The sequence below is a fragment of the Aeromicrobium phragmitis genome (genome assembly GCF_003674095.1).
Classification (GTDB): domain Bacteria; phylum Actinomycetota; class Actinomycetes; order Propionibacteriales; family Nocardioidaceae; genus Aeromicrobium; species Aeromicrobium phragmitis.
In genome coordinates this window covers 154952-181434 of record NZ_RDBF01000004.1, presented here as the reverse complement: position 1 = coordinate 181434, position 26483 = coordinate 154952, and the positions used below count along the sequence as shown (strand labels likewise).

Annotated in this window: 20 protein-coding genes, 1 pseudogene and 1 riboswitch; of the genes and pseudogenes, 8 read left to right on the top strand and 13 right to left on the bottom strand. The window is 68.5% G+C overall.

The window, feature by feature from the left end:
• The first annotated feature begins 3 nt into the window (after positions 1-3).
• From D9V41_RS07300 to D9V41_RS07290, 3 genes are read left to right on the top strand one after another with little or no spacing between them, the layout of a single operon-like run.
• Entirely contained in the window at positions 4-852 is an 849-nt protein-coding gene (locus tag D9V41_RS07300; RefSeq protein WP_121794021.1) for a sulfite reductase subunit beta, read from the top strand.
• Positions 849-1511 carry a precorrin-8X methylmutase gene (locus D9V41_RS07295; protein WP_121793890.1) on the top strand — a complete coding sequence of 221 codons (663 nt, stop codon included), beginning with the start codon at positions 849-851 and terminating at the stop codon, positions 1509-1511. The genes D9V41_RS07300 and D9V41_RS07295 overlap by 4 nt, the downstream gene beginning before the upstream one ends.
• Positions 1508-3094, top strand: coding sequence for a precorrin-2 C(20)-methyltransferase (locus tag D9V41_RS07290; protein WP_121793889.1), 1587 nt, complete (start codon positions 1508-1510; stop codon positions 3092-3094). Before D9V41_RS07295 ends, D9V41_RS07290 begins: the two co-directional genes overlap by 4 nt.
• Here D9V41_RS07290 and cobM read toward each other — a convergent pair.
• The 13 genes from cobM to D9V41_RS07225 all read right to left on the bottom strand — a co-directional run bounded on the left by cobM (position 3081) and on the right by D9V41_RS07225 (position 20249).
• Complete coding sequence (gene cobM / locus D9V41_RS07285; RefSeq protein WP_243697185.1) at positions 3081-3854, bottom strand: precorrin-4 C(11)-methyltransferase; 774 nt, start codon at positions 3852-3854, stop codon at positions 3081-3083. The genes D9V41_RS07290 and cobM overlap by 14 nt on opposite strands.
• Positions 3833-5035 carry a precorrin-6y C5,15-methyltransferase (decarboxylating) subunit CbiE gene (gene cbiE / locus D9V41_RS07280; protein ID WP_121793888.1) on the bottom strand — a complete coding sequence of 401 codons (1203 nt, stop codon included), beginning with the start codon at positions 5033-5035 and terminating at the stop codon, positions 3833-3835. The genes cobM and cbiE overlap by 22 nt, the downstream gene beginning before the upstream one ends.
• Positions 5036-5092: 57 nt before the next feature.
• Positions 5093-5479 carry a RidA family protein gene (locus tag D9V41_RS07275; protein WP_121794019.1) on the bottom strand — a complete coding sequence of 129 codons (387 nt, stop codon included), beginning with the start codon at positions 5477-5479 and terminating at the stop codon, positions 5093-5095.
• Positions 5480-5652: 173 nt separating this feature from the next.
• On the bottom strand, positions 5653-8823 hold the full coding sequence (locus D9V41_RS07270; protein ID WP_121793887.1) for a gamma-glutamyltransferase: 3171 nt from the start codon (positions 8821-8823) through the stop codon (positions 5653-5655).
• 114 nt (positions 8824-8937) lie between these two features.
• On the bottom strand, positions 8938-9525 hold the full coding sequence (locus D9V41_RS07265; RefSeq protein ID WP_121793886.1) for a helix-turn-helix domain-containing protein: 588 nt from the start codon (positions 9523-9525) through the stop codon (positions 8938-8940).
• A gap of 10 nt (positions 9526-9535) precedes the next feature.
• Entirely contained in the window at positions 9536-10165 is a 630-nt protein-coding gene (locus tag D9V41_RS07260; RefSeq protein WP_121793885.1) for a helix-turn-helix domain-containing protein, read from the bottom strand.
• Between the two features lie 45 nt (positions 10166-10210).
• Positions 10211-11902: a gamma-glutamyltransferase family protein gene (locus D9V41_RS07255; protein ID WP_121793884.1), complete on the bottom strand. Its 1692-nt coding sequence runs from the start codon at positions 11900-11902 to the stop codon at positions 10211-10213.
• Between the two features lie 27 nt (positions 11903-11929).
• Positions 11930-13786, bottom strand: a complete 1857-nt coding sequence (locus D9V41_RS07250; protein WP_121793883.1) for a dipeptide ABC transporter ATP-binding protein — start codon at positions 13784-13786, stop codon at positions 11930-11932.
• Positions 13783-15384 carry an ABC transporter substrate-binding protein gene (locus D9V41_RS07245; RefSeq protein ID WP_121793882.1) on the bottom strand — a complete coding sequence of 534 codons (1602 nt, stop codon included), beginning with the start codon at positions 15382-15384 and terminating at the stop codon, positions 13783-13785. The genes D9V41_RS07250 and D9V41_RS07245 overlap by 4 nt, the downstream gene beginning before the upstream one ends.
• A 56-nt stretch (positions 15385-15440) precedes the next feature.
• The gene (locus D9V41_RS07240; RefSeq protein WP_121793881.1) at positions 15441-16343 is read right to left on the bottom strand and encodes an ABC transporter permease; all 903 of its coding nucleotides are present in this window, start codon (positions 16341-16343) and stop codon (positions 15441-15443) included.
• Positions 16333-17277 (bottom strand): ABC transporter permease, encoded by a 945-nt coding sequence (locus D9V41_RS07235; protein WP_121793880.1) that lies wholly within the window; start codon positions 17275-17277, stop codon positions 16333-16335. Before D9V41_RS07235 ends, D9V41_RS07240 begins: the two co-directional genes overlap by 11 nt.
• A complete protein-coding gene (locus D9V41_RS07230) occupies positions 17277-18890 on the bottom strand; it encodes an N-acyl-D-amino-acid deacylase family protein (RefSeq protein ID WP_166375945.1) in 1614 nt (537 codons plus the stop codon). The genes D9V41_RS07235 and D9V41_RS07230 overlap by 1 nt, the downstream gene beginning before the upstream one ends.
• 111 nt (positions 18891-19001) lie before the next feature.
• Positions 19002-20249, bottom strand: a complete 1248-nt coding sequence (locus tag D9V41_RS07225) for an NAD(P)/FAD-dependent oxidoreductase (RefSeq protein WP_166375944.1) — start codon at positions 20247-20249, stop codon at positions 19002-19004.
• A gap of 23 nt (positions 20250-20272) precedes the next feature.
• Here D9V41_RS07225 and D9V41_RS17555 point away from each other — a divergent pair, with 23 nt between their 5' ends.
• The 5 genes and pseudogenes from D9V41_RS17555 to D9V41_RS18650 form a co-directional block, all read left to right on the top strand.
• Positions 20273-20926 carry a response regulator gene (locus tag D9V41_RS17555; RefSeq protein WP_133434131.1) on the top strand — a complete coding sequence of 218 codons (654 nt, stop codon included), beginning with the start codon at positions 20273-20275 and terminating at the stop codon, positions 20924-20926.
• A gap of 82 nt (positions 20927-21008) precedes the next feature.
• A riboswitch (cobalamin riboswitch) is annotated at positions 21009-21140 on the top strand.
• Between the two features lie 47 nt (positions 21141-21187).
• Positions 21188-23200, top strand: coding sequence for a VWA domain-containing protein (locus D9V41_RS07210; protein ID WP_121793876.1), 2013 nt, complete (start codon positions 21188-21190; stop codon positions 23198-23200).
• Position 23201: 1 nt separating this feature from the next.
• The gene (cobO, locus tag D9V41_RS07205; RefSeq protein ID WP_121793875.1) at positions 23202-23816 is read left to right on the top strand and encodes a cob(I)yrinic acid a,c-diamide adenosyltransferase; all 615 of its coding nucleotides are present in this window, start codon (positions 23202-23204) and stop codon (positions 23814-23816) included.
• Positions 23810-26272 carry a bifunctional hydrogenobyrinic acid a,c-diamide synthase/histidinol phosphate aminotransferase CobBC gene (cobBC, locus tag D9V41_RS07200; RefSeq protein ID WP_424922791.1) on the top strand — a complete coding sequence of 821 codons (2463 nt, stop codon included), beginning with the start codon at positions 23810-23812 and terminating at the stop codon, positions 26270-26272. The genes cobO and cobBC overlap by 7 nt, the downstream gene beginning before the upstream one ends.
• Positions 26269-26475: pseudogene (locus D9V41_RS18650) on the top strand (NAD(P)-dependent oxidoreductase); the annotation flags it as partial. The gene cobBC and the pseudogene D9V41_RS18650, both read left to right, overlap by 4 nt.
• Between the last annotated feature and the right edge of the window lie 8 nt (positions 26476-26483).

Here is a 26483-nt window from a genome sequence, read left to right as displayed (position 1 = left end):
GCGGTGAGCACCCGCACCCGCGCCGACCGCTGCCCGGGCGTCCTGCGCCCGTGGATCGCGGACGACGGCGCGCTGGTCCGCCTGCGGCTCGCGGGCGGACCGCTGCGGCACCTGCACAACCTGCTCGACCTCGCCGAACGCTGGGGCGACGGCGCCCTCCACCTCACCTCGCGGGCGAACGTCCAGCTGCGGGGCATCGACCATGCCGACGGCTGCGTTCCGCCGGACTTCGTGGACGCCGTGCAGGGGCTGGGTCTGCTTCCCGCGCCCTCGCACGAGCTGGTCCGCAACATCGAGATCTCCCCCCTGACCGGCCGCGCCGGCGGGCGAGCCGACGTCCGCCCGGTCGCCGCCGACCTCGACCGGCTGCTGTGCGCCGAGCCGGCGTTCGCCGCCCTGCCGGGACGCTTCCTCTTCGTCCTCGACGACGGCCGCGGCGACATCGCCTGGCGCCCGCTCGACCTCGGACTCCTCGCCCTCGACGCCGCGACCGTCCAACTGCGGCTCGGCGCCGACCACTGGGGCGCGACCGTGCCGCTGCATGCCGCCGCCAAGAGCCTCGCGGAGTTGGCGCGGCATTTCCTCGATGCACGAGGTGGTGGTCCCGAGGCTGCCTGGCACGTCGATGAACTGGACCACCCCCTCGAACCCGCGGCGCCTCGCGACCCGCGGACCCACGTGCAGGCCCGGCCGTGGACGTTCGGCATCATCGAACAGCGTGACGGCCGGGTCGCCCGGCACGTCGCCGTCCCCGACGGCCGGCTCACCCGCGAGCTGGCCGCGGACCTGCCCGACGAGGTCCTCGTGACCCCCTGGCGCAGCATCGTCGTCCCCGACCTGGAGCCCGCATGACCCTCGACCGCCCGCGCCGCCACTACAACTACGTCGACGACGGCCCGGCCATCTACGTCGACTCCTTCGCCACGATCCGCGCGGAGTCCGATCTCTCAGCGGTCCCGTCCGATGCGGAGAAGGTCGCGGTACGGATGATCCACGGCACCGGCCAGACCGACCTCACCCGCGACCTGCAGATCCATCCACGTCTCGTCGAGGCGGCCCGCGGAGCGCTGGAGTCGGGCGCACCGATTCTGGCCGACGCCCACATGGTCGCCTCGGGCGTGACTCGCACGCGATTGCCGCGCGAGAACGACGTCGTCTGCACCCTGCGCGATCCGCAGGTCCCCGAGCTCGCCCGGGCGTGGGGCACGACGCGGTCGGCAGCCGCGGTGTCGCTGTGGGAGCCCCGGCTCGAGGGCGCTGTCGTCGCGATCGGCAACGCGCCGACCGCCCTCTTCCACCTGCTGGAGATGCTCATCGACGGCGCGGCGCGCCCCGCCGCGATCGTCGGGGTGCCGGTCGGCTTCATCGGCGCGGCCGAGTCCAAGCAGGCCCTCGCCGACCTCGCCGACGATCACGGCATCGACATCCCGTTCGTCACTGTGCACGGCCGCCGCGGTGGCTCGGCCATGGCCGCCTCCGCCCTCAACGCCCTCGCCCAGGAGCGCGAGTGAGCGCCGGGCGGCTCTGGGGCGTCGGTCTCGGTCCCGGCGATCCCGAGCTCATCACCCGCAAGGCCGCACGGCTCATCGCCGCCGCCGACGTCGTCGCCTACCACCAGGGCACCGGCAAGCGGTCCAACGCGCGGCGGATCGCGGCCGAACTGATCCCCGCCGGCGTGATCGAGGAGGTGCTCGAGTACCCGGTGACGACCGGACTCACCGAGCATCCGGGCGGTTACGCGGGCGCGATGGCGGACTTCTACGAGGAGTGCGCACAGCGGCTGGCGACGCACCTCGAGGCGGGGCGCGACGTCGTCGTCCTCGCCGAGGGCGACCCGCTGTTCTACGGCTCCTACATGTACGTGCACGACCGGTTGTCCGACCGCTTCAAGACCGAGGTCGTCCCCGGGGTTCCCGCCTTCGCGGCGGCGACGGCCGTGGCCGCGACCCCGCTCGTGCGGCAGACCGACGTCCTGACGGTGCTGCCCGGCACGTTGCCGACTCCTGAGCTCGCTCGCCGACTCGCCGACACCGACGGCGCCATCATCATGAAGCTCGGTCGGACGTTCGGGTCCGTGGTCGAGGCGCTGCGGCAGGCCGGGCGGCTGGACGACGCGTTGTATGTGGAGCGCGCGTCCATGCCGGAGCAACGCTGGTTGCCGGTCCGCGACGTCGACCCGACCTCGGTTCCCTACTTCTCCCTCATCGTCGTGCCCGGCGACAGCGTCGGAACGCGCTACTCCGACACGACGGAACGCGCTGAGGGTGGGGGTGCCTCCCTGCACGGAGCGCAGCGGAGTGCTCGGGGGAACGTTCTGGCACCAGAATCGGCCGTGACGGAGCACAAACGTCACACTCAACGGGAACTGCTGGTCGTCGGGCTCGGTCCGGGTCCCGATCGCTGGCTGACCGAGGAGGTGCGGGAGGCCCTCGCATCGGTCGAGCACGTGGTCGGGTACGGGCCGTACGTTGATCGGGTGCCGCAGCGCGAGGGCCTGCAACGCCACGCCTCGGGCAACACCGTCGAGGTCGACCGGGCCCGGTTCGCGCTCGATCTCGCCGCGCGCGGCGAGCGGGTGGCCGTGGTCTCGGGTGGCGACGCCGGCGTGTTCGGGATGGCGTCGGCGGTGTTCGAGGCCGCCGAGTCGCCGGAGTACGCGCAGGTGCCGATCCGGGTGCTGCCCGGCGTGTCCGCGGTCCAGGCGGTGGCCGCGAAGGCCGGCGCTCCGGTGGGTGCCGACTTCGCGGTCGTGAGCCTCTCGGACCGACTCAAGCCCTGGGAGGTCGTGGTGAGCCGCCTCGAGCACATCGCCCAGGCCGACCTCGTCCTCGCGGTGTACAACCCCGCCTCGCGTTCGCGTACGACGCAGGTGGCCGACCTGCGCCGGGTGATGCTCGCGCACCGCTCCCCCGAGACGGTGGTGATCGTCGGCCGCGACATCGGCCGCGCCCAGGAGTCCCTCACCGTCACGACCCTCCACGAACTCGACCCCGCGACGATCGACATGAAGTGCCTGCTCATCGTCGGCGCGTCCTCCACTCGCGTGACCTCCCAGGGTCAGGCCTGGACCCCGCGCTTCGTCAGCGACGTTTGAGCGTCCTGTCGCGGGAGGCGGCGTAGAGATAGGACTCGCCGGAGCCGTGGCGGGCGAGGGCGGGGCCGACGAGGATGACTGCCGCCTGACGAAGACCCGCCTGCTCCACCTGCGCGCCGATGTCGTTCAACGTGCCGCGCAGGACCTTCTGCTCTGGCTGGCTCGCGCGGTACACGACGACGACCGGGCACTGTGCGCCGTAGAACGGGGTGAGCCGCTCGGCGAGTTCGGCGGTGCGCGTGATGGCCAGGTGCAGCACGAGGGTGGCACCCGTCGTGGCGAAGCGTTCGAGCTCCTCGCCCTCCGGCATTGCGGTCGAGCGAGCCTGCGCGCGGGTCAGGACGACCGACTGCACGAGTTCGGGCACGGTCAGCTCCGCACCCACGAGCGCCGCGGCGGCCGCGTACGCCGGCACCCCCGGCGTGACGTCCCACGGCACGCCGGCCGCGTCGAGCCGTCGCGTCTGCTCGGCGATCGCGGAGTAGACCGACGGATCACCTGAGCACAGCCGCACCACGTCGAGGTTCTGGTGGTGGGCCCCGACGAGCTCGGCGGTGATCTCGTCGAGGTCGAGGTCCTGCGTGTCGACGAGCCGCGCGCCCTCGCGGCAGTGCCCGAGCACCTCGGCGTCGAGATAGGTGCCGGCGTACACGCACACGTCGGCGGCTTCGAGCAGCCGGACGGCGCGCAGCGTGAGGAGGTCCGCGGCGCCGGGGCCGGCGCCCACGAAGTGCACGGTCACCGCTTGGTCACCGCCCATTGCGTCACCGCGCGCGACGGGGTCCAGCCGCTGAACGCACCGATCGGCTCGACGTGCTCGATGTGGAGACGCGTGAGCTCGCCGCCCTCGTGCCGGTCGTGCCAGCGCATCAACAGCGTCTCGGTCTCGATCGTGACGCCGTGGACGACGAGCCGCCCGGCCGGCACCAACGCGTCCCAGCACGCATCGAGGACACCCTCACGCGACGCGCCGCCACCGACGAAGATCGCCTCGGGACGTTCGAGGTCCGCGAGCGCGTCGGGAGCCGTTCCCTCGATCACCTCGAGGTCGGGTACCCCGAGCCGCGCGGCGTTACGACGCAGCCGGCTCGCGCGGACGGGATCGCGCTCGACGGCGACAGCGCGGTTACGCGGGTGAGCGCGCATCCATTCGATGGCGACCGATCCGGCTCCCGCGCCCACGTCCCACAGCAGTTCGCCGGGGCGCGGTGCGAGCCGGGCCAGCGCGCTCGCCCGGACGTCGCGTTTGGTGAGCTGGCCATCGTGCTCGAAGGCGTCGTCGGGGAGACCCGGGATGCGGCTCCACCAGTGGCCGGCGCCGCGGCACTCGACCGCGAGGACGGTGAGCGGGGGCGTCTTGCCGTGCCAGGTCCGCGCGCTCGAGGATCGGCGCGACTCCGCAGGTCCGCCGAGGTCGGACAGTGCGGTGATCTCACTCTCCCCGAAGCCTTCGTCGGTGAGGATCGCGGCGACGTGGGTGGCGGTCGTGCCGTCGGCCACGAGGACGAGGAGCCGAGCACCGGGTTCGAGGTGCCGCAGGAGTCGGTGCGCGTGACGGCCCACGAGGCTCACCCAGGTGGTGTGCTCGGCCGACCAGCGCATCGCGGCCCGTGCCAGCGCGATCGACGACACCGCAGGGATCACGTCGTGCACCCCCTCGGGACCGAGCACATCGACGAGCGTCGAACCGATGCCGGACAGGAACGGGTCGCCCGAGGCGAGCGCAACGACCTCGCGATCGCCCAGCTCCGACAGCAGGGCGGGGAGCCCCTCGCGCAACGGTGACGGCCACTCCCGCCGCTCCGCCGCGACGTCCTCGGGCAGCAGTTCGAGATGCCGCGCTCCGCCGAGAACCACATCGGCCGCGCGCACGGCGTCACGGCCACGGGCGGTCAGCCCCTCCCAGCCGTCGGCTCCGATCCCGACCACGGTCAGCGTCATGCCCGCCACTGTAACGAGCACCCGCCGCACCGCAGCCCGCCAGCGGCTTCGCTCTGCCTACGAAGCGACAGGCACGACGGCAAGACAGTCGATCTCCACGAGAACACCCACCCCGAGCCCCGCATAAACGGTGGTGCGCGCCGGTTGAGGAGTCTCATCGAAGAACTCCTGATAGACGCGGTTCATCGGCGCGAGGTCCTGGCGATCGACCAGATAGACGGTGACCGCAAGAACGTCGTCGAGTGCGCATCCGAATGCGTCAAGTGCCCGCTGGAGGTTCTGCAAGGCAACGCGCGTCTGTTCTTCGATACCCTCCACAAGGCGCCGGCCAGGTAGATAGCCGCATTGTCCGGAAACCGCGACGAGGCGATCGATCCGCACGCTGGGGGACAACGGTCCTGGGATGTCTACGGGTCCTTCGAAGATGCCGGCGACACGAGACACGAGGCTCTCCTTGAGTTGCACAGCGCAGTTCAGCGCGGTTGATCAGTGCTTCGACGTTAGCCCTCGCTGATCCCAGTGGGCATCCTCCCGTGGGGTGGAGGTGAAGCCAACGCCCCCGCCGCAGGAACTGCGACGGGGGCGCGACCGGCGGGAATCTGCAGCCGTCAGAGCGGCTACTCGGGCAGCTGGACCATCGCACTCCCGCCGCCACGTCTGGTCGGTTCGGCGACAGCTTGCACCCTGCCGTCATCAAGGAAGGCAATCGCATTCATAGAACCGATTCCCTGAGTCATCCCCGTGGTGAACAACTCGTGCCCGTGTTGCGAGCGAAGCGCCTCATACTCGGGTGTATCGGCGAACTCCGGCTCGATGAGCGTGAATCCCAGCAAACTGTGGTTTCGCTGCGCGACGCGCGGCGCCGCGAGCGCATCCGGCAGACTCTGCCCCAAGTCGAGGGTGCGTACCAGAACCTGCAACACGGTGGTCACGATCGTGTCGCCACCCGGCGACCCGAGGGCCATCACCGGCTCGCCGTCCTTCATCACGATCGTCGGCGCTTGAGTGCTGACCGGACGCATACCCGGGCGGGGGGCGTTCGGGTGCCCTTCGGGCGCGTTGTCCGGTGTGCGTCCCGAAAGCTGATTGTTCAGCAGGAATCCGTACCCGGGCACCACCATGGCATTGCCACCGATGTAGCTCAGCGTGTGGGTGAACGAAACAACGTTTCCATCATTGTCGGAGGTGGAGAGGTGGATCGTCGACTCCTGCCCGGGCTCCTCCTCGCCCGACCCGAGCTTGAGGGGCTCGGCAGCCGCTACCGATTCCGGCTGAGCGGCGTCATGGTCGAAGACTGAGAGTTGGTCGATCAGGAACTCGCCTCCACTGCTCGCGCCCCCGGTTGACTCGATCGCCGCGATCTTCAGGGTGCCCGGCCCGGGGATCTCCTCGTCTCCGCGCCAGACAGTCCAGTCGAGCGGTTCAGCCTCACCGTCGGCCCAGACCTTGGCCTTGATTCCGCCGCCTCGGACGCTGAACCGCAGCCAATGCCACCCGTCGTCCATCTCGACGCGAGTTCCCCTCATAGCCCAGGCGGAGTTGCCGTCCCGGACTCGTAGCAACTGGACATTGTCGGCCTCCGGATCGTCCGAGGTCTTGATCTCGACTCCGTAGCCGTGGCTTGGTGCGGCGAGAGTGTTCCAATCGTCCGCCCTCAGCCAGAATCGCAGGCGCCGGTCGTTACCTGGTTCGCCCTTGAACCGGACCAGGATCTCACTGTCCGTGAGCTCTGTCTGTTCGGCCGCGGCCCGGGCGTACGAGAATTTCTCCCCGCTCAGGGTCATCCGCCCCTGCTCGTCCACCACGTCGATGCCGGCGCCCACTTCAGGCTTGCTATTGCCGGTTCCGTGCTGAGTAGTGAACTTCCCAGTGGAATCCCAAGATGCGCCGTCAGTTGCGCCTTCGAACGGGTTGTTCATAGCGGTGGGATTCAGCTCGGTGAGGGTGACCTCGTCGACCGTGAATCCGCCAGCCGAGGGCGCACCGCCGGAGAGCTCGATGGCAGACATCAGCATGGTTCCGGTTCCGCTCACTGAGCTGTCACGCAGCTCACCAGTCCATGACTGCCGGGGTTCCACCTCCGCATCGTTCCAAAGGCGGAACGTCAAACGGTCTCCCTCAACGCTGTACCGCAGCCACTGCCAGTCGATGGAGCGCGGGTGGGTGAAGGTCTCGAGAGTGTGCACCTCATTGCCATCGCGAGTCCGGATGAGCCGGACGGTGTCGTCAGAAGTGGAGATTTCGAGCCCATAACCGTTTCGCGGCGAAGTCGATCTCTCCCAGGTATCGGCACGGAGCCAGATTCGGAGGCGTCGATCTCCTTCGATGTCGTTGAGTCGAAAGCGCACGAGCGCCTCAGAATCAGCCATCGCGTCAGCCGCACTCGCGGCTCGGACATAGGCGTTGCGGGCAGATCCGACAATCATCGAGCCAGCTTCATCCTGAACGCTGATCGCACTTCCCGCTCCGCCGGTCTCAGAACTTGAGAACGCGTTGTCTTGCTCCCATGCGGCGCCGTCGTTGTGTGCGGAGAAGTCGCTGGTCACGCCCATGCGACCGGCGGCGGGCTCGGGAACTGCCGCTGCCGACGGATCAGCATCGAATCGCGAGGGATCGCCCGGCGAGCGCAGCTGGTGGGTAGTAGCCCGCTCCGTGATCTTCTGGCGTACTTGATCCGCGTAACCTTGGCTGAGGAGGCCGTCTACGGGGATGGAACCACTGAAGGTCGTATCGTCGCCGAGATAGTGCTGCTGATCGACGAAAGCATGACGCGCGGCCTCGATGTAGTAATGCCACACCTGCGCCGCCGGCATCGCGGCAAGATCGTAGCCCTCCAGGATATTCAGCGCCTCGCCCACCGTAGTACCTCCGGAGCTGGAGGGCGGAGGCATGTGAACCTGGTAACCGCGGTAGTCCACCGAGATCGCATCTCGCTCGTTCACCTCGTAGCCGGCTACGTCAGCCGCGGTGACGTTTCCAGGAAGGATCGGATAAGGCGGTGCCGCAGTGGTCTGAGGTTGGTTGATCGTGTCGACCATCGCATCGGCGACCTCACCTTCGTAGAAGACGCTGCTCCCCTCCTGCGCGATGAGCTCAAGCGTGTCGGCCAGGTCCGGGTTGGCGAGGATTGTTCCCGGCTGAGGAACAACACACCCGGGCTCGAGATACAACTCGGCTGTGGCCGGGAAGATGCAGAAACGCTCAGCGTTCTCGGAGATCTCGCGCACGAGGTTCTCGTCGGCAGTGAACCCGCCCCGCGCAGCCTCGACGGCAGGCTGGAGCAAGTCGCCGAACGGGATGCCCGAGCCATAGTCATCAACAGCCTGTTCCCAGCCCTTCACCTGACCGGGAATAGCCGCAGCCGGTCCACTCGACGCTCTCACGTCGTCTTCGTGCACGGCCCCAGTTCCTTGGTCGATGAAGGACTGGGGGCCAAATGAGGCCGGGGCTGTGCTCTGGTGGTCCAGCACGACAAACTCGTCGGTTTCCGCTAGATAGATGCTCATGTATCCACCTCCCCCGATCCCTCCGGAAAAAGGCCGGACGACACTTTGTACTGCGGACGCGGCCACAGCCGCATCGACAGCGTTACCACCGGCATCGAGGACGTCGATCGCCGCCTGGGTCGCGAGGGGATGCTCGGTGGCAGCCGCACCCCCATGACCGGTGGCCGTCGAGGAAGTGGTTTCGGTTGTCGCGGCGGCTGGATTGTGGCCCGCGACCGAAGCCCCGCCGACTGCTACGGCGAACGCTGAGGTGAGTATGGCGGTCTTGCGTAAGGTGCGCATTGCAGCCCTTTTCGTCGTGACCGAACAGGTCGATCCATCCGATGTGGTGTGGCTCGCTCGCGCCCAGCATGCAGTATTTACAACTTTTCGTCAATGGATACTGTTCATTAAGGCTTAAGATGGCGGTGTGACCGCCCAGAAGGTGACTGCTGGCTCATCTCCCAGGACGCGCGTTCGGTGTGGAAGCCGACTGGAGAAGTAGATGCTGTCGCCCTCGTACAGCGTGTAGGCGACGTCGTCGATGGTCACCTCATACGTCCCCGAGAGCACCAATCCGAACTCCTCACCCTGGTGCGTGTAGGCCTCACGTCCGTAACCTTCTCCGGGTTGAAGCACGCTCATCGTGACTTCCATCTGACGGTTGAGGTCGGGAGTGAGCAACGAGATGTCGATCTCCGAACCGGCGACTCGTCGCACCCGCCTTTCGTCCTCTCGGATGATGACGGCTGAGGCGACGGCGCCGGTCTCGGACGCGTCGTCGAGCAACGCCCACACCGGGACGTCGAGCACCGTACAAATCCGCTTCAATGTGCCCAGCGAGGCAGACGAACGGCCTCGCTCGAGCTGGCTGATGAAACTCTTGGAAAGGTGAGCCGCCTCGGCCACCCGCTGTTGGCTGTACCCACGCCGTTGGCGCAACTCACGGAGCCGGCGGCCCAAGGCAACGTCGGCGGTCTCTTCGGCCGCCTTGCGGTCATTCATGTGCCCTCACTCAAAACACCGGCGGAAGCGCGACCCAGATCGCCCGTGCGGGCACGGAACCGACAGCTCGAACTCGATAGGTAGTCGTCGGATAGAAGTACATGCTGTCCCGGCGCTTGAGGTGATGAACGTCCTCGTCCAACATCACCTCGTAATCCCCATCGAGCACGAACACGAACTCCTCCGAGTCGCTGCCGAATCGTTCGACATCGCGCCACTGATCGGGCGGGTCGGTCGTCATCGTGACCTCAAGCTGCCGCTGCAGGTCCGGCGTCAGCAGCTCGAGCGGGGCGCCGCCGGAATAGCCGAGCGTCTTGCGTCGATCCTTGCGTGTCACGAAGACCCGGCGATCGAGCAGCGGCGGCGTCCCCTCACTTCGAGCCCCGGCGAGGGAAAAGTCTCCGGGGTCTGCCATCAACGCCTTCGTCGGAAGCCGCAGTGCGGCGCTGATTCTCTCCAGCGTCCCCAGCGACGGTGAGAGCTTTGCCGTCTCGACCTGGCTGAGATAGCTCTTCGAGACGTCGCTGCGTTCGGCGACATCCTGCAGCGTGAGCCCGAGCTGCTGCCGTCGGGACCGAATGCGGGACGCGACGGCACGCATGTCCGCACCGTCGTCAGGCTGCTGAGGAAGTGAGGACATCACGGACTCCACCTGGTGAGGATCACGACGAGGACTGGAGCCAACCTACCGGTCCCAGACTGTTGCGTGGCCTCCTCCGCGCCGCATCGGTTCCGCCACCGCTGTCACGGAGCCGTCCTCGTGCCACTGCAGGCCGTTCGCCGCGCCGATGCCCTCGACCGGCCGCCAGGTATCGAAGGAGTGGCCGCGTTCCCGCAGGGCGCCCGCGACGTCCAGCGCAAGGAACTCCGGCTCGGCCTCCGCCTTGCCATCGGCCCGATTGCGCTGCGTGACACGCGGGTATGCCAGGGCGTCGTGCAGGCTCATCCCGGCTCCCAGCGTCAGGTACAAGATTTGGAGCACGGTCGTGATGATGGTCGTTCCTCCGGGGGACCCGACCGTCTGCACGAGGCGACCGTCCCGGAACACCATCGTCGGGGCCATGCTGCTCAGGGGACGCATGCCGCCCATCGGGCGACCCGCCCCGAACTTCCCACCCCGATCGATGGCGCGGCCAGCGAGCGCATCGTTCAGCAGGATGCCGGTGCCAGGAACGACGATGCCGCACCCTCCCATGCTGACGATCGTCGAGGTGTAGCTCACCGTGCAGCCCTCGCCGTCGGTGACAGTCAGATGGATGGTGCTGGGGCTCTCCGGCTCCCATGCCACCCACGGCGGCGCGCCGCGGCGGACGTCACCGGGCTCGGCGGCGTGGCCACCGGGAAGGCCAGTCTGGCTCGCGCGAGCTTGAAGGTACTCATCGCTGAGCAGCGCTGCTACAGGCACATCGACAAGTCGGTTGTCACCCAGGTAAGCCTCGCGATCAGCGAAAGCCAACCGACAAGCCGTGAGATACCGGTGCAAGTGTTCGGCCATATCGTCGTTGGGGGTGATCTTGCGCTGTCGGTCCAGGATGGCCAGGGCCTCGGCGATCGAGAAGGCGCCGCTGGAGGGCAACGGCGCCCCAGCAAGCTCGTACTCTCCGAAGCGGTAGCGCAGGGGTTCGAGGTGCCGCGCCTGGTAGTGCAGGAAGTCGCCCTGGGCCAGCCGACCGCGCCGGATCGTCCGGGTATTACCGGACGCCTCCGGCGGCTCGTTCACTGCAGCGACGATCGCATCGGCTACCCAGCCGTGGTAGAAACCGTCCATCCCGTCGGCGGCAAGCTTCTCGTACGTCCGCGCAAGGTCCGGATTACGGAGTACATGACCGACAGGGATGGCTTCTTTCTCGGGAGTGAGGTACAGATCGCAGGTCGGCTCGAACATCGCGAAGTCGTTACGACGCACGTGAATTTCGCGTTGCAGGGTTTCGTCGACTTCGAAGCCACGATCAGCCAGTTCGATCGCGGGCGCCAGCACCTCCGCCAGGTCCAGCCGGCCGTACACCTTCAGCGCTTCATCCCAAGCCCGGGCGGCACCGGGAACACCGACACTCTCGCCGTGCACGCGTCGCTCACCGTCCGGAAGCGGGCGTCCGTCCTCGATGAAGCTGTCGGGACCGAACGCCGCGGAGGCCTGCTCACGATGCTCGATCACGACGGTGCGTCCGGTCGGCAGGGTGATGACCATGAAGCCGCCGCCGCCCAGGCCGCCGGACATGGGACGGCAGACACCCTGGGCAGCAGCTCCGGCGACGGCCGCGTCCACTGCATTACCTCCCTTCTCAAGGACCGTGGCGATGGCGTCGAGGACACGGGGGTCCTCCGCGGCTGCGGCGGCTCCGCGGCCTTGGGCCGTGTGCCGGGCTGGGCGGGTCATAGTGTGGATGGGCCTTTCTGGTTGGCGTCAGTGAACGGTGGAGGTATCGCGGCGTACACGACTCGTACTCAACATCGCCGCGAGGAGGGTTTGGGTGTACGGATGCTGGGGCTGCTGATAGATCTGCTCGGCCTCGCCGAACTCGACAAGTTCGCCCTTACACATGACCGCGACGCGGTCGCAGACGGCCCGCACGACGTTGAGATCGTGCGAGATGAGCACGTAGGAAAGGCCCAGGGACTCACGCAGGCTCCGGAGGAGATTGATCACCTGCGCCTGAATCGAGACGTCGAGGGCCGAGAGCGGCTCGTCGAGGACCAGAATCGACGGTTCGACAGCTAGCGCTCGGGCAATGGAGACGCGCTGGCGTTGACCGCCGGAGAGCTGGTGCGGATACCGCTGCGCTGTGCTCGCCGGCAGTCCCATCTGGGTGAGCAATTCGGCGCATCTCTCTTCACGGCGCCCAGCGTGCAGGCCGTAGCGGTTCAACACCTCGTCGATAAGGCGGCCGACCGTCATCTTCGGGTTGAGCGAGCCGTACGGATCTTGATGCACCCACTGGATGGTGCGGCGCAGCTCGTCCCGGTCCGTGATCGGCGCGCCCTGCTCGTCGAATACGGTGATCTGGCCGCAGTCGGGCTGAAGGAGCCCGATCATGAGGCGCCCGAGCGTGCTCTTGCCGCTGCCGGACTCCCCCACGAGACCCAGCGTCTTCCCGCGGGGAACCTCGAACGTGACGTCGTCGACCGCCTTGGTGACGACCTTGCGGTGGCTGGACCAGAACGAGGTTGAGACGAACTCCTTGCTGACGTGGTCGACGCGCACGGCGACACCCTCAACTACCCGCTTCGCGGCTGCGGTTTCGAGCAGCGCTTCGGACCCGCTCAGAGCACTTCGCGCCGGGTCGAGCATCTCCTCGACGTAGTGGCACGCGCTGGTGCGGGTCTCGCTGAGCGTCAGCAGTGTCGGCATCGTGCTCTCGCAGCGCTCCCGTCCGTCTCGGAGCTGGCAGCGCGGATGGAAGACACACCCGGTGGGCCGCGTGGCGGGAGTCGCCGGCTCGCCCGGGATCGCCTGCACGTCCCGGCCCTGTTCGGGTCGGCTCTCCAGCAGGGCGCGCGTATACGGATGCGCGGGCTGCACGAACAGCTCGGCCACCGGGCCGGATTCGAGTACGCGTCCGCCGTACATCACCACGGCCCGGTCGGCGAGCTCGGCGACCAGCCCGAGATCGTGGGTGATGAGCAGCACGCCGGCGCCAACCTCGGCCTGGACCGTGCGCAACAACTCCACGATCTTGACCTGCAGCGTGGCATCGAGCGCCGTGGTGGGCTCGTCCGCGACCACCAGACGTGGGCGGTTGATCAACGCCATAGCGATCATCGCCCGCTGCAACATGCCCCCAGAGAACTGGTGCGGGTACTCCAGCGCGCGTTCCTCTGGACGAGTGATGCCGACATGGCCGAGGGCTTCGGCAGCGAGACGCTGGGCGGCCCGCTTCGACATGCGTTCGCGAATCCGCATCGGCTCGACCACCTGCTCGCCCACGGTCAGCACGGGATTGAAGTTGGCCATCGGGTCCTGGAAGACCATGCCGACGGTGTCACCGCGCAGGCGGTGCAGCGCGGCGTCGTCGGCCCGCTGGGCGTCGATTCCGGCGACTGTCAGTTGTTCGGCGGTGACGCTGAGATTGCACGGCAGGAGTTTGAGCACCGACCGTGCCGCCATCGACTTGCCGGAGCCCGACTCCCCGACGAGCGCGACGGTCTCGTCGAGCGCCACGTCGAGGTCGACGCCGTCGATGATGTTCAGCGGCCTGGGGCCGTTGGTCCGGACACGCAGGTCCCGAATTTGCAGGACCGGATCGGCGGACGCAGTGCTCATTCCTCGATCCAAACGTTCCAGGCGAGGATCGACGAGCCACCCTGACGAGTGACGCCGTGGACCCGATCGCGGTGAGCAATCACGCCGCCGGTGTCACCGATCTTGATGAACGGGACCTGCTCGTACACGGCCTCCTGGAACGCATCGTTGAACTCACGGCGCTTGTCCTCATCGGACTCGCTGATCAATCCGTCGACGATGGCCACTGCCTCGTCGTCACACCACCATCCGACGTAGGAGCACAGTCGCATGAAGGGTTGCTCGACCGGGTCGTACTTAATGCCGAAGTCGCTGATGAACAGCTCCCAAGCGGCCTCGTTCTCGCGGTGCTCCAGCGCCGTTGCCCAGTCGTACGTCTCGACCTCGACGTCCAGGCCCACCGACTCAAGCTGCTGTTCGACAACGACGGCCTGGTTGTAGAACCGCTCCAGATCTCGTGAAGTGACGATGCGAATCGTCTCGCCGTTGTAGTCACTGTCCGCGATGAGCTGCTCAGCCAGGTCAGGGTCGTCCATGTTGTAGTGGTCCTCCCCAACCGTCGAGTGCCACGCCGTTTCCTGGAGTGAGATGCTCGGATCGATGCGGAAATTCCCTGCGCCCAGTCCGGCGGTCAGGATCTCCTCGTGGTCCAGCGCTGCCTGAATGCCCTGCCGCAGCTTGAGATCGGAGGTGATCGGCGACGCGTTGTTGACGAGCATGACTTGCAGACCCGTGGGGTCAACCCGCTCGACGACGAGGCCCCTCGTGCCTTCGAGCGTCTCAAGAGCATCGGCCGACGACCCGTGAATCACGTCGTACTCACCGGTCTGCAGGCCTGCGAGTCGTGAGCCTTCGTTGCTGACCGTCTGGAACTCGATGGCGTCCAAATGCTGCGGCTTATGGCCGCCATAGCCGTCCGGCTCGTCGCCGGGGAGGGCGGAGTAGTCCTCAAAGCGCACCAGCCGCACTGAACGGCCCGGGTCATGCTCCTCGAGCATGTAGGGGCCGGTGCCGACAAGTTCGGCCAGCTCAGTGTCGGTCGACTGTTCGAGTACCGATGCCGGGTAGATCGCGAGTCCCTGAGTGTTGATCGAGATCGCCGACAGGAAGGAGCCATACGGCTCGTCGAACGTGAACACAATCGTCTGGTCGTCAGGCGTTTCGACGTTGGCAAGCCGAGACGCCACCTCACCTCCGCTGGAGCTGATGCGCGACCAGCGCTCATACGAGGCGAGGACGTCGGCCGACGTCATCGTCTCGCCGTTGTGAAACGTCACGCCTTCGCGGAGGGTGATAGTCCAGGTGAGGCCGTCCTCGCTGACCTGCACATCTTCGGCGAGCATCGGCGCGTTCTCACCGTCCGCATCACGGACGAAGAGGAACTCCACCACGTTGTACGCGACGGTGGCGACTACACCGGCGGTCGTCTGCTGGACGTCGAGGGTGGGTAGATCAGCGCCGAGCGCGTAGGTGAGCGTTCCGCCGGTGCTCGCCTCCTGCTCACCGGAGTCCGCGGAACCGCTGGAACAGCCGGCAAGCAGCAATGCGGATACGGCAGAGGCGGCGATGGCAGTGCGCAGCCGTTTCGCGGGCCAGACGGTGGACAAACGGGAGTTCATGGCATTCCCTTCATGTTGCTGACGTGGATGAGGTGAGGTGCGATGACGAGGAGGTATTACGACAGACGATCCGACCGGGGGTCCAGGGCGTCGCGGAGCGCGTCGCCGACCATGTTGAGAGACAACAGCAGGAGCGTGAGCATCAGGCCGGGCGCAAGGGCGAGCCACCACGCGTTACGCAGGTAGGTCTGGCCGTCGTTGAGCATTCCGCCCCAGGTCGGCACGGAGGCGGGCAGGCCCGCCCCGAGGAACGAGAGCGCGGCCTCGGACAGGATCACGGTGGCCGCGCCGAACGTCGCCGCCAGGATCATCGGCGACCTGGAGTTCGCGAAGAGGTAGCGCAGCATGATCGTGCGCCGGCGAAGTCCGAGCGCCGTGGCGAGCTCGACATACGGCGTTTCTTTCACCACCAGCGCCGAACTGCGAATCAGCCTCGCGAAGGTCGGCACCGTCACGATCGACAACGCCGCGATGACGTTGACGATGCTGGGCCCGAGCCGCGCCATGAGCGCGATCGCAAGCAGGACAGACGGAAAGGCCATCAACGCGTCGAGGAACCTCATCACCGGCCCGTCCACGCGCCGGTACATGGCAGAGAGCAGCCCGAGCAGTGTTCCCACCACGACGCTGAGCACGGTGACCGCCGCTGCCACGATCAGTGACGTGCGCCCGCCGACCAGCATCCGCGTGATGACGTCCCGGCCGAACTGGTCGGTGCCCGCCCAGTGTTCCGCGCTCGGACCAGCGAGCCGGTCTACCGGGTCGACGGCCGACGGGTCGTAGGGGGACAGCAGAGGGCCGAACGTGCACGCGAGCACGACGAGCACGAGCAGCCCCAGCCCGAGCGTTCCACGGCGTGTGGACCGGAAGCGGTACCACCAGTCCGGCGGTGTCCGGACAGCGGCGGACTCCGCGGGGATCTCCTGTCCGATGGCAGGTCCGACGGAATTAACGGCCATATCGCACCCTCGGGTCTAGGTAAGCGCAGATGATGTCCACGACGAGCGTGACGAGAACGAAGAGGAAGGCGGAGAGCAAGACGCCGGCTTGGATGACCGGGTAGTCACGCCGCGCAATGCTCTCGACGAGCAGCTGCCCGATGCCTTGAAGGTTGAAGACGTACTCGGTTACCACGGCGCCACCGAGCAGGTTGCCGAAAGCGATGCCGATCACGGTGACCGACGGAATCGCCGCGTTGCGGAGGACGTGCCGTCGGACCACCTGGGGGCGGTTGAGTCCCTTGGCGTACGCGGTCTCGACGAACTCCGACGACATGACGTCGAGCACCGAGGAGCGGATGATGCGCGCGAACGAGGTCAGGGAGATGCCGAGGACGAGGCTCGGCAGCATCATGCACTGCGCGTGCCCGATGAAGTCCTCGGTCGGCGACACGTATCCGCCCGACGGCAGCAGCCCCAAGGTCACCGCGAAGAGCATGATCGCGAGAATCCCGAGAAAGAAGTTCGGGATGCCGTTGATGAGGACGGTGGCGCCCATGACCAGCCGGTCGATGGTGCCCCCACGGCGGACTCCCGAGAGCACTCCCACGGGGACACCGACGAGGATCGCGACGGCGAGGGAGTAGGTCGCGAGCAGCAACGTCGGCTCCAGGTGACGCAGAAGTGCTTCGGATACGGGTATATCCAGGTAGATCGACGAGCCGAAATCGAGCGTCAACAGACCCCCGGCCCACGCGAGGAACTGCTCGATCAGGGGACGGTTGAGTCCGAGCTCCTCTCGCAGCGCCTCTCGCTGCTCGGGGGTGGCGTCAATACCGAGGATCGCAACGGCCGGGTCGCCCGGTGTGAAGTTCAAGATCGCGAAGGTGATCAGTGCGACGATCGCGAGGACGGGGACCAACGACAGGAGACGCGTGAGAACGAAGCGAGCCATCACGCGTCTCCTGCCAGCTCGGTAAGAAGCACGCACCCGGCGGCGGCGGACGTGTCTTCGTCGGACTCGATGGCGATCTGGCCGTTGACGATCACGAGATCCAGACCGGTGCTGTAGTTCTTGGGGTCGTCGAAGGTGGAATGGTCACGCAGTCGCTCCGGGTCGAACAGCAGGAGGTCGGCGGCCAGGCCGGGCGCCAGGAGCCCCCGCCTGCCGGTCCAGCCCAGTCGTCTTGCGGGAAGTCCCGTGCACTTGAAGACGGCCTTTTCCAGTGACATGAGTCCGGGCGCCACCGCCGAGATGAAACGCGGGAAGGTGCCGAAGTTCCGTGGATGCGGAACTCCGGGGATGTCGGGGTGGATGAGGCGAGCATCGCTGCCGACGCCGCAACGCGGGTGGGCGAACACGGTCAGCATGTCCTGCTCACTCATCGCGTGATCGATGATCTGCACCGCTTTGCCCGCGAGCAGGAGCTCGATGACGAAGTCGGCCTGGGTCATTTCGGCCTTCAACGCAGCTTCGGCGAGTCGCATGCCCTCGTACTGGGAGTAGTGGCAGGGAGCGCCGATCTGCGCGATCACCAGGTCGTTGAGATCCGTGGCTACCGGTTCGACCGCCGAGCAACCCGGGAACCGCTCTTCCATGCCCCGGATGAGGCGCGTACGCAGTTCGCCCGGCAGCTCGCCCTCGATCGCGAGCAGGTCGTTCTTGCGCGCCCAGCGCGGGAGGTAGGCCCAAAGGCTCGTGCTGCTCGCCGTGTAGGGGTAGTTGTCCAGCATGACGTCCATGCCCGCGTCGACCGCGTCGTCAACCATTCGGAGGGTCTTGTCGACGCGTCCCCAGTTGCGCCGCCGCTTCGCTTTGTGGTGGCTCAGCTGGACCGCGAGACCCGCCGTGCGACCGATCGTGAGTGCCTCGTCGACGGCCTCGACGAGCGTGTCCTCCTCTCCGCGGATGTGTGAGGCGTAAAAGCCTCCATAGCGGGCAACCACACTGGCAAGTTCGACGAGTTCGTCGGTCGTGGAGAAGCGGCCTGGGTCGTAGATGAGGCCGGTGGACAGACCGTGGGCACCGTCGCGCATGGCCTGCTCGGTCAGGGCGGCCATCTTCGTCAGCTCTGCGGACGTAGCCCGAGCGCTGGGGTCTGACATCGCGGCGCTGCGAATAGCACCATGACCCACCAGCGGCGCGATGTTCACCGCGAGCGGCAGGCTGCGCACGGCGTCGGCGAAATCCGCCAGCGACGACCATCCTGACTCACCGGTGCGAGTGGGAAAGGGGCTCAAGCCGCAGTTGCCGGTGACGAGTGTGGTCGCACCCTGACGCAGCATCCCATCGGCGCGGGGGTAGGTCTCTACCAGCAGGTCGACGTGGCTGTGCAGGTCGATGAACCCTGGGCAGGCGACACGGCCGGCGGCGTCGACAACGCGGCGTGCCGGCATCGAGAGCGATTCCTCGACGGCGACGATGCGATCCCCGGCAATGCCGATGTCACCGGTACGGCTTGGTCCGCCGGCGCCATCGATGATGCGTGCGTCACGGATCAGGAGGGTGAGCTCGCCGGGCAGACCGCGCCCTGACGCGGATTCAGCGGGGGTAGGAGGTGCGGTCATGGGACATGAAAGTACAGTGACAGCCATCACATGTCAATAAATACTTGACGATATTTACAGATACTTGACAGGGTTTCATCCGTGCTAACTTTCTTCGTGCGCCAGCGGGGATCACCGCGTCGCGAGCGCGCGGCGCATGCCGTGGGCGAAGCGATCGGGAGCCAACCAGGGGGCGGGCTCGGGCATGCCGAGGACGGCGTCGGCGATGAGGCGCCCTGTAACCGGCGCGAGGATCATTCCCCACATGCCGTGGCCCGTTGCCACCAGGAGGTTCTCCACGGCCTTCGAAGCTCCGATGACGGGGACACCGTCGGGCGTGCAGGGTCGCTCACCGGCCCAGCGGTCGATGACCAGGGCGTCGCTCAGGGCGGGCAACACCGACCCGGCCACGCGGCGAAGCGCCTCAGCACGCTGCTCGTCCATCGGCCGGCTCTCGTCACCGAATTCGATGGCTCCGGCGACCCGCACCCGATCGGCCAGAGGCGTGACAACGACGCGGTAGTCCTTGATTCGAACGGGCAAGCGGGGCCCTCCGGAGTCGATGGCAAGGTCCACGACGTAACCCCGGCCCCCGCGCAGAGGAAGCGACACTCCCACCCGACCGGCCAGTGGCGCCGCTCCCAGACCAGCGGCGAGAACCACGTGGTCGGCACGGATCGTCCTCGAGGGCGTGGCAACGCCGACGATGCGACCGTGCTCCATCAGCAGACGCTCGACGGTTGTCCCGTACCTCACGTCCGCGCCATGGCGCGCCGCGTCCTCCAGCATCGCCGTGACGAAGCTGCGGCTCTCCAGAGTCCATTCCTCCCCGTCATGCGTGCCGCCGGCACCCGTCGCCAGGGTGGGCTCGAGTCGCAACAGGTCGACGAATGGCACGAACCCACTCGGTTCGCGGCGCGGTTTCCGCAGATAGACGTCCACGGCACCGGTCTTTCGGAGGGTGGGATTGAGCCCCTGCGCGGCCAGCTCGCGATGCAACTCGGTGCTCTCCACGGCGAGCCGCTGAAGCCGCTCCGTGGCGACGCGGGAGCGCCGCGGCGACGCGGAGGCCGAGAGCGCGCCAAGCCACGGGACCAGCGAGGGGTCAGCCTGAACGCGCACCGCGGGAGGGCGGCGCACCATCTGCCGGGGGGCCTCACGCAGCAACGCCGGAGTCGCCAACGGCACCACGTGGTGGGGAGCCACGATGGCCGCGTTGGCATAGGAGCATCCTCCGCCGACACCGGAGGCCTGATCGAGAACCGCCACGCTCACGCCACGGCGCGACAGGTGCTGGGCGATACTCGCGCCGACCACCCCTCCACCGATCACCACGGTGTCGAATCGAGCTGGCCTGGGACGAGTCGTCTGCGCGTTCATTGCGCGATCGTAGGTTCGCCGCGATGACCTCGGCGTCATCCCGGAGGGAGGATTCGCCGGCGGCCGCCGACCGCTCGGCCGACCACGTCACGGTGCTGATGGTCGACGACCATCCGGTGGTGCTCCGCGGGCTCCGCGAGATTTGTGCTTCGGATCCCGGCCTCGTCGTCGTGGGCGAAGCATCCGTCGAAGAAGAGGCGTTGCGCGCGACGAACGATCTTCGGCCCGATGTGGTGGTCCTGCCGATCCGCCTCGGCGGAACCCGTGGCGGCATCGAGTTGTGCCGCTCGATCAAGAGCCTCGGGATCAGCCGAGTTGTCGTTTTTACCTCCTTCACCAGGACGGTTGATGCCCAGGTTGCGCTGCTGGCCGGCGCTGATGCCGTGGTCAGCAAGTCGGCGTCAGTCGACGTCGTGCTCCAGGCCCTGCGCGAGGCGGGGGCCGGCCGGTCGACGTTCTACCTCGGAAGCGCCTCGGCCCCGCATCTGGAGGCGTCGGCGCTCCTCCCCTTCGAGCCCCTCACCGAGCGCGAGCAGGAGATTCTCGAACTCGTCCTCGAAGGGCTGACGAACACGGCGATCAGCGAGCGTCTCGTGATCGAGCTCTCGACGGTGAAGACGCACATGCGCAGTGTCCTTCGCAAGCTCGGGGTGGGCACGCGCCGCGATCTGCTCTGACCGCCGGGTCCGCCTCCCGGCCCCGGCACCCGGCGGCGATCGGGGGTTGGGGCACTGGTCGGGGTGCCCCGTGGGCTACGCTGACCGCACACCTGCGTGAGGTGCCTCCTTGTGGGGAGAATCTGGGAATCCGGTGCAAGTCCGGAACAGGGCCCGCTGCGGTAACTCGTCTCTGACGGGAAGTCCGAAGACCGGCCTCGCGCCTGTGGGGCGGCGCGACCGCGTCGTCCGAACCATTGGCAGAACGAGCGGGAGCCCCACATGCCAGTACGTTTTCCTTTCTGTGCTGTAGCCGGCGCCGACGACATGGCGCTCGCCCTCACCCTCACCGCGATCTCGCCCGACGTGGGCGGTGTCCTCGTGCGCGGCGAGAAGGGCACGGCCAAGTCGACGATGGTGCGGGCGCTCGCCGCGGTCCTGCCGCCGATCGAGGTCGTCGCAGGTGACCGGTTCAGTTCCGACCCGCGCGACCCGCACGCGCTGAGCCCCGACGGCCCCTTCGGTCCCGACGCCGAGACCGAGCAGCGGCCGGTGCGACTCGTCGAGCTGCCGGTCGGCGCTACGGACGATCGTGTCCTCGGCTCGTTGCACCTGCAGACCGCGCTCGCGGAGGGGCGCGCCGAGTTCGAGCCGGGGCTCCTCGCCCGCGCGCACCGCGGCATCCTCTACGTCGACGAGGTCAACCTGCTGCACGATCACCTCGTCGACCTGCTCCTCGACGCCGCCGCGATGGGCCGGGCCACCGTCGAACGCGACGGAGTCTCGGTCGAGTACGCGGCACGCTTCGTGCTCGTCGGGACGATGAACCCCGAGGAGGGTGAGCTGCGGCCACAGCTCCTCGATCGCTTCGGCCTCACCGTCGATGTCGCCGCGCCGCGCGACCCGGAGCTGCGTGCCGAGATCGTCCGGCGTCGCCTCGCGTTCGACGCCGATCCCGAGGGCTTCGCCGCCCGCTACGCCGACGACGAACGCGAGCTGACCGAACGCATCGCGGCGGCCCAGAAGCTGCTTCCCGAGGTCGAGCTCACCGATGCTGCACTGACCCGCATCGCCGAGATCTGCGCCGCGTTCGACGTCGACGGCATGCGCGCGGACATCGTGACGGCCAAGACCGCTGCCGCGCACGCCGCGTGGCAGGGGCGCACGGCCATCGACCGCGAGGACATCGCGGTCGCCGCGCGACTCGCCCTGCCGCACCGTCGCCGCCGCAACCCCTTCGACGCTCCCGGCATCGACCAGGACCAGCTCGAGGACCTGCTCGGCGACGACGAACCGGACGAACCGGACGGTCCCGACGACGACGGCGGATCCGACCCCGGACCCGGCGGCGGAGGCGGCGGCACGCCGGACGACGGCGACGACGGACAGCCCGATGACGGCGCCGAGGCTCCGGCCCCGCCACGGACCCCCACCGGCAACGACGGCGAACCCGACGCGTCCGCACCCACCTCGCAGGTGCGAGCCGGGGACGCCCAGCGCGCCCGCACGTTCCGCGTCGCCGGCGTGGGCCGCGGTCAAGCCGGACGTCGTTCACGCGCGATCACCGACACCGGCCGCCGCATCAGCGCCACCGTCGCGACCGACGGCGGGGTGGTCGACCTCGCCGCGACCGTGCGCGCCGCGATCCCCCACCAGTCGTCCCGGGGCCGCACCGACGGTCGCCTCCGCCTCTCCCCCGACGACCTCCGGGTCGCCGTCAAGGAAGGACGCGAGAGCAACCTCGTGCTGCTGTGCGTCGACGCGTCGGGGTCGATGGCCGCTCGCAAGCGGATGACGCAGGTCAAGACCGCCGTCGTCTCCCTCCTGCTCGACGCCTACCAACGCCGCGACAAGGTCTCCCTCGTGACGTTCCGGGGCGACAGCGGTGAGCTGGTCCTCCCGCCGACGGGTTCGGTGGACGTCGCCAAGGCCAGGTTGGACGACGTCCCCGCCGGGGGTCGCACCCCGCTCGCCGAGGGACTCCTGCAGGCCGCCGAGGTCATTCGCCGCGAGAAGTTGCGCGATCCTCGCCGCCGTCCCTTGCTCGTCGTAGTCACCGACGGACGCGCGACCCACGGGACCGACGCCGTCGCGCGCTCGCGCCGGGCCGCTGCCCACCTCGCGGAGGCGGGCGTGCACGCGCTCGTGGTCGACTGCGAGACCGGACGCTTCAGCATGGGCCTGGCCCGCGAACTCGCCGCTTCGCTGCGAGCCGACTACGTGCCGCTCGGTGACGTGACGGCCGACGGCCTCACCGCCGCGATCAGCGCGCACCTGCCGGAACGGGCGGCCTGACATGCCGAAGGGACAGCCGCTCGTCGTGCCCGACGACGGGCTCACGACGCGACAGCGCCGCAACCGGCCGCTACTGATGGTTCACACCGGCCCGGGCAAGGGCAAGTCCACCGCCGCCTTCGGCCTCGGCATGCGCGCCTGGAACCAGCGATGGCGCATCGGGGTCTTCCAATTCGTCAAGTCCGCCAAGTGGCGAGTGGGCGAGCAGTCGGTGCTCGAGACGCTCGACGAGGTGCACCGCACCACCGGCCAAGGCGGCCCCGTCGAGTGGCACAAGATGGGCTCGGGCTGGTCCTGGTCGCGCAAGCAGGGCAGCGAGGACGACCACGCCGCCGCAGCCGCCGAGGGATGGGCCGAGATCAGCCGCCGGCTGGCGCGCGAGGAGCACGACCTCTACATCCTCGATGAGTTCACCTACCCGATGAAGTGGGGCTGGGTGGACGTCGACGAGGTCGTCGCCACGCTCCGCGACCGGCCGGGACGGCAGCACGTGGTCATCACCGGCCGCGACGCCGACCCGCGGCTCATCGAGGCCGCCGATCTCGTCACCGAGATGACCAAGATCAAGCACCCGATGGACGTCGGGCAGAAGGGCCAGCGGGGGATCGAGTGGTGACCTCGCTGCCGCGGGTCGTCATCGCCGCCCCGGCCTCGGGGCACGGCAAGACGACGATCGCGACCGGGCTCATGGCCGCGCTGCGCCGGTCGGGGCACGAGGTGAGCGGCCACAAGGTCGGGCCGGACTACATCGATCCGGGCTACCACGCCCTCGCGACCGGGCGACCGGGCCGCAACCTGGACGCCCATCTCGTCGGTGAGGACCTGCTCGTCCCGTTGCTGCTGCACGGCGCCCGCGGTGCCGACGTCGCGATCGTCGAAGGCGTCATGGGCCTGTTCGACGGGCAGATCGGTGGTCGCGGTTTCGCTTCGACCGCGCACGTCGCCACACTGACCCGCACCCCGGTCGTGCTGGTCGTCGACGCCTCGCACGCCTCCCGCTCGATCGGCGCGCTCGTGGCGGGCATGCACGCCTACGACCCCGACGTTCCCGTCGCCGGCGTCATCGTCAACAAGGTCGGCTCGGACCGGCACGCACGCGAAGTCGTCGACGCCATCGACCTGCCGGTGCTCGGCGTGATCTCGCGTGACGACGGCATCGTCGCGCCCTCGCGTCACCTCGGTCTGGTGCCGATGGACGAACGCGACGACGCCGCCGCGGCGCTGGATCGGCTCAGCGAGCGCATCGCCCGGGCGGTCGACCTCGACCACCTCCTGGCCATCGCCCGCACCGCCCCGGATCTCGATGCCAAGCCCTGGGCGCCCGCCGTCACCCCGGTCGCGGGGCGGCCGCGTATCGCCGTCGCCGGCGGGCGCGCCTTCACGTTCCGCTACGCCGAGACCGAGGAGTTGTTGCACGCCGCGGGGGCCGAGGTCGTCGCCTTCGATCCGCTCGAGGACGCGCACCTCCCGGACGGCACCGACGGGCTGTACCTCGGCGGCGGCTTCCCCGAGGTTCACGCCGCCGCGATCGCGGCCAACGCACCCATGCGGGCGGCCGTCCGCGAGGCCGTGCTCGACGGCATGCCCACGGTCGCCGAGTGCGCCGGGCTGCTCTATCTCTGCCGGTCGCTCGACGGCGCACCGATGGCCGGGGTGTTGGAGGCGGACGCCCGGATGACGGGCCGGCTCACGCTCGCGTACCGGCACGCCACGGCGCCCGCCGACTCGGTGCTCGGCCCGGCCGGAACCGTCGCGACCGGACACGAATTCCATCGCACCCACGTCACGCCCGAGCACGGGCCGACGGCAGCGTGGACGTCCGACGGTCGCAGACTCGGCTTCGCCTCGGCCTCGTTGCACGCGTCCTACCTGCACCTGCACTGGGCCGGCGCGCCCCACCTCGCCGAGGCCTTCGTGTCCGCAGCGGCGCGTGGTCTCGCTCCGTCGCGCTACGCGCCCACTGCGACGGCTCCATCGCCGCTCGTCCCTCGCGACTACTCGACCACCGATTCCGCTGCTCGAGTGCGGCCGCGGAACGAGGCCGTCGATCGAGACCACACCGCACCCGCCGAACCGCTCCGCCATCACGGCGACGTGGAAGCGGTGGAGGGCCGGCTGGACTTCGCCGTCAACGTCTCCTCCGAGCCACGGCCCGACTGGCTGACCGACGCCCTCCTGCGCGGTGTCGCCCGCGCGGACCGCTACCCGGACGACCGACCTGCCGCACGCGCGATCGCGCACCGCTTCGCCCGTCCGCTCGAGGAGGTGCTGCCGGCCGCCGGTGCCGCCGAGGTGTTCGGCCTCGTGGCGCGCCTGCGCGACTGGCGCCGCCCGGCGATCGTGCACCCGCAGTTCACCGAGCCCGACGTCGCCCTGCAGATGGCGGGACACGAACCGACGCATGTCGTCCTCGCCGAGCCGGACTTCACCCTCGCTGCCGATGTCGTGCCCGAGGACGCCGATCTCGTGCTCATCGGCAACCCCACCAACCCGACGGGACGGTTGCACCGTGCCCGGGACCTCGAGGCGCTGCGGCGGCCAGGGCGGCTGCTCGTGGTCGATGAGGCATTCATGGACGCCGTGCCGGGTGAACGCGAGTCGCTGGCCGCCCGGTCCCTCCCGGACGTCCTCGTCGTCCGCAGCCTCACCAAGCTGTGGGCGATGCCGGGCATCCGCGCCGGATTCGCGCTCGGACCCGCCGATGTGATCGCCGGACTGCGCGCCGTGCAGCCGCCGTGGGCCGTCTCCGCGCCCGCGATCGAGGCGATGGTGGCCTGTCATCGTCCCGAGGCCGCCGCCGAGGCAAGCGGGCGAGCGTCACGCATCGTCCGCCACCGCGCCGTGCTCGCTGACGGCCTGGCCGAGCTCGGGATCGCGGCGGTGCCGTCCGAGGCACCGTTCGTGCTCGCCCGCGTCGGCCAGGGCATCCACGCGAAGCTCGCCGCCGCCGGGTACGCCGTGCGCCGGGCCGACACGTTTCCCGGACTCGATGACCGCTGGATCCGCATCGCGGTCCGTCCCCCCGAGTTGAGCCGCAAGCTCCTGACCGCCCTGAGGATCGAGCTGTCATGACTTATTCGCTGTCGGTCGCCGAGCGTCACGTCGTCGTCATCGGTGCCGGACCCCGCACCGCCGCCACCATCGCCGCGCTGCTCGCCGAAGAAGCCACCGTGACGCTGGTCGCCGACGCCCTCGACGCGACGCTCGAAGACCTCGCCAGTCGCGGACGCATCGCGTGGGAGCGGTCGCTCGACCTCGAGCTCGTCGCCACCGCCGACGTGGT